Source organism: Stenotrophomonas sp. P5_A8 (genome assembly GCF_056400545.1).
In genome coordinates this window covers 1-3,662 of record NZ_JBFULB010000365.1, presented here as the reverse complement: position 1 = coordinate 3,662, position 3,662 = coordinate 1, and the positions used below count along the sequence as shown (strand labels likewise).

The following is a 3,662-nucleotide window of genomic DNA, read 5'->3' as shown; positions in this document are numbered from 1 at the left end:
AGGGGCTGCTGCTGGTGCTCGGCGTGGTCGCCGTCGCGGTGGACGTCGCGCTCGCCGTGCGCGGCGCGGTGCTGGTCGACGCCGGTGCCGGCCGCGCGGCTGGCGTGGGCACGCTGCGTTCGCGCACTGCAACCTCGGTCGACCTGCCGCTCACGGTGACGTCCCGTTGCGGCACCGTCGCCATCGTCACCGATGGCGCCGTGACAGGCTGGACCTCGCGTTCGCGCACCTGCACCTCGCGCTGGGGCAGCGTGGCCTCCACGCGTGGACCGGGCACGCGCACCGTGGTCGCAGGCGCCCCGACCACGCTGACCTGGCGCTCGCGCACCGTGGGCTCCGGCGTGCGCAGCTGGGGTTCGGCCGGCCGCGGCACCGCCACGCTGGCGCGCGGGGTCGGCGCCTCGACGGTAGTGACGGTGCGCTCGCGCACGGCGATGTCCTGCGGCTCACGTGGCGTCACCCGCACCTCGGTGCGCACCACGCTGGTGGGCGGCACGACAAAATCCGTGGTCGCCTGCGCAACTTCGGTGGCCTGCACCGGCTGCTCGACCGGCGGCGTCACCGGGCTGGGCGGCGTCGGTTGCGGCACCTCGGGTGGCGTGGGCTCGGCACTCGGCTGCGGGGCCGATGCAGACGCCGACGCCCGCGGGCTGCTGGCCGCTGCGTCCGGTTCGCTGGCCGGTGCATTGCTCGGGGCACGTGCTGCCGCATCCGGCGTCGCTTCGCCACCGCCCTCTTCCTGCGGCGTGCCACGCCCCACCAGGGCCACCTGCACGCGGCCACTCTCGCCACCCTGCTCGGGCTCCACCGGCGGCCGGATCAGCGCAACCCACAGCAGCAGCACGGCAAACAGCACATGCAACAGGAGGCTGATGCTGGCCGAACTCCAGCGCATCCAGCGCTGGTCGCGCGGCGCCGGGTCCCAGCCCTGCCACAGCAGGCGTCGGATTGACTGCAGGAAACCCAGCTGCGGCAGACGGCCGCTGGACACCGGCAATGGCCGCTGGATCAGCTCGGCGATAACCTCACTGGCACGGAACGGCCGCGGCAGCGGGGTGAGCGCAMGCAGCCACAGGCCCCACCCATACGGCAGGCCCGTGGTTTTTTCGAGGATGCGGTTGTCCGGCTGGCGTGCCAGCAGCCACTCGAGGATGTCGTCAGCCCGGCGCAGTGGCACGCAGCGGAATCAGGCGGCCGTGCCGCGCGGAATGTACGGCGCGTTGCCACTCTCGTGGTCGGTCGCGTCGCGCACCGCGGTAATCCCAGGCACTCGTCCCATCAAGGTCTTCTCGATGCCCTGCTTGAGGGTCACATCGGCCATGCCGCAGCCCTGGCAACCGCCGCCGAAGCGCAGCAGCACCACGCCATCGGCGGATACTTCCTGCACCGCGACCTTGCCGCCGTGGGAGGCCAGCTGCGGATTGACTTCGTTCTCCACCACCCAGCGCACGCGCTCGACCAGCGAGGACGCGTCGGTGGGGGCTTCGCCCTTGATCTTGGGGGCCTTGATGGTCAGCTGCTGGCCACCAGTGGCGTTGCTGACGATGTCGATGTCGGCACCGTCCAGCCAGCCCACGCTGGTGGCATCGACGTACAGGGTGAAGCCATCGCAGTCCACCGCCCACTCATCGCCCATCAGGTCGGTGGGCTCGGCGAACTCCAGGCGGGCGTCGGCACGCGGGGTGCCAGCATCGACGGCGCTCAGGCGCACGCCCATGCCGGGCACGGCCTCACGCTCGATCAGCTTGCGGAAATAGGTCTGGGCAGTGTCGGATATCTGGATCATCGGGCTATTCTAGCCACTTACATGTTATGCGCTCATTCGGTTTATACACCGTCCGGCGCATCGTTCAGGCATCTTGCAACACGAAAGGGAGTGGAGGATTTCATGGCCGACCTGATTCCGCTGGCGCAGGCGCATTGCGTGCCGCGCAAGGGCAGCGACCACAAGCTGGGCGAGGCCCGGGTGGCCGAACTGCTGGCGCAGATTCCCGGCTGGGCAGTGGCCGAGCAGGGCCAGGCGCTTACCCGCACGTTCCGCTTCGACAATTACCACGGGACCATGGCGTTCGTGAACGCGCTGGCCTGGGTGGCCCATCGCGAAGACCACCACCCCGACCTGGGCGTGCATTACGACCGGGCCGTGGTGCGCTTCTCCACCCACGATGTGGGCGGCCTGAGCGAAAACGACTTCATCTGCGCAGCCAAGGCCTCGAGCCTGACGGAGTGATTCCATGAAACTGCAGTGCCTCGTGTTGTCCAGCCTCGCCCTCGTCAGCCTGGCCGGCTGCAACAAGCCGGCCACCCCGGCCGCACCGGTCGCCGCGCCCACCGACGTGGCCGCGGTGAAGACCCCGCCGCCGCAGTACCCGATCGAACTGGCCTGCCAGGGCATCGGCGGCACCAGCACCTTCAAGGTGGTGATCGCCGCCAACGGCAAGCCCGGCCAGGTGGCGCAGGTAACCGGCAGCGGCAATGCCCAACTGGACGAGCTGGCCAGGAAGGCGGTCGAAGGCTGGGAGTTCAAGGCGGCCACGCGCAACGGCCAGACCGTGTCGACCACGATCCAGGTGCCGGTCAGCTTCAACCCGCCGCAGCCCAAGCCGGACGAGTGCTTCGCGGTGGAAGAGCGGCTCCGCCGCGGCGGCTGAGCGCCGTCGTCCTATGAGGCCAGCCGCCGCAAGCCTCTCCTTCACGCGCCCCGCCCGGGGCGCGTTGCACTTCTACAAGGACGCTGCGGCGCATGCTCGACATTTCGTCTGAACACGTATGGGTGGCCCTCGCCGTGACCTTGGCCGCCGGCCTGGCAACCGGCATCGGCAGCTTGATGGTGGTGTTCTCGCGCCGCCCGAACCCGCGCCTGCTGGCGTTCGGGCTGGCCTTCGCCGGCGGGGCGATGGTGTTCGTGTCGCTCACCGAGATCCTCAACAAGGCGATCGACTCGTTCACCCAGGCCTACGATGCGCGCCTCGGGTTTGCCTACGGCACGGCGGCGTTCCTGGCCGGGGTGCTGCTGATCGTGGTCATCGACCACCTGATCCCCAACCCGCACGAGAGCCTGGACAAGCAGGACCCGCTGTTCCGCGACAACAACAAGGCCTACATCAAACGGGTCGGGATGCTGACCGCGATCGCGATCACCGCACACAACTTCCCCGAGGGCCTGGCCACCTTCTTCGCCACGCTGGAGAGCCCGTCGGTGGGCATGCCGCTGGCCTTCGCCATCGCCATCCACAACATTCCCGAAGGCATCGCGATCGCGGTGCCGGTGTACTTCGCCACGCAGAACAAAGGGTACGCGGTCGGTGCAAGCCTGTTGTCCGGCCTGGCCGAGCCGGTCGGGGCCGTGATCGGCTATTTCGCGCTGTCGGGCGTGCTCAACCACGCCACCTTCGGCTGGGTGTTCGGGCTGATTTCCGGGGTGATGGTGTTCCTGGCCCTGGACGAACTGCTGCCGGCGGCCAAGCGCTACGCCAAGGGGCACGAAACGGTTTACGGGCTGGTGGCGGGCATGGGCAGCCTGGCGATCAGCCTGGTGCTGTTCAAGTGGTGATACCCCACCCGGCCACCCCCGGCACGCACCAACGGTAGTGCCGGCCGCTGGCCGGCTGCTCCTGATCGGGGCCGGCCGCTGGCCGGCTGCTTTTGGTTGGGGCATGCGG

General features: G+C 69.4%; 5 protein-coding genes. 3 read left to right on the top strand and 2 right to left on the bottom strand.

Translation table 11 applies throughout. The annotated features are described in order from the left end of the window. Both AC1DQP_RS18055 and AC1DQP_RS18050 read right to left on the bottom strand, forming a co-directional pair. Nucleotides 1-1,177: hypothetical protein (locus AC1DQP_RS18055; RefSeq protein ID WP_478052155.1), on the bottom strand; the 1,177-nt coding region annotated here is incomplete at its 3' end. Between the two features lie 9 nt (nt 1,178-1,186). Continuing rightward, the gene (locus AC1DQP_RS18050) at nt 1,187-1,786 is read right to left on the bottom strand and encodes an NfuA family Fe-S biogenesis protein (protein WP_256775581.1); all 600 of its coding nucleotides are present in this window, start codon (nt 1,784-1,786) and stop codon (nt 1,187-1,189) included. A gap of 102 nt (nt 1,787-1,888) precedes the next feature. On the opposite strand from AC1DQP_RS18050, the gene AC1DQP_RS18045 reads away from it, so the two are divergent. The 3 genes from AC1DQP_RS18045 to zupT all read left to right on the top strand — a co-directional run bounded on the left by AC1DQP_RS18045 (nt 1,889) and on the right by zupT (nt 3,553). Further along, complete coding sequence (locus AC1DQP_RS18045) at nt 1,889-2,230, top strand: 4a-hydroxytetrahydrobiopterin dehydratase (RefSeq protein WP_457319275.1); 342 nt, start codon at nt 1,889-1,891, stop codon at nt 2,228-2,230. Between the two features lie 4 nt (nt 2,231-2,234). Then, on the top strand, nt 2,235-2,651 hold the full coding sequence (locus tag AC1DQP_RS18040) for an energy transducer TonB (protein ID WP_457319274.1): 417 nt from the start codon (nt 2,235-2,237) through the stop codon (nt 2,649-2,651). Nucleotides 2,652-2,743: 92 nt separating this feature from the next. Next, nucleotides 2,744-3,553, top strand: coding sequence for a zinc transporter ZupT (gene zupT, locus AC1DQP_RS18035; protein ID WP_457319273.1), 810 nt, complete (start codon nt 2,744-2,746; stop codon nt 3,551-3,553). The last annotated feature ends 109 nt before the right edge of the window (nt 3,554-3,662 follow it).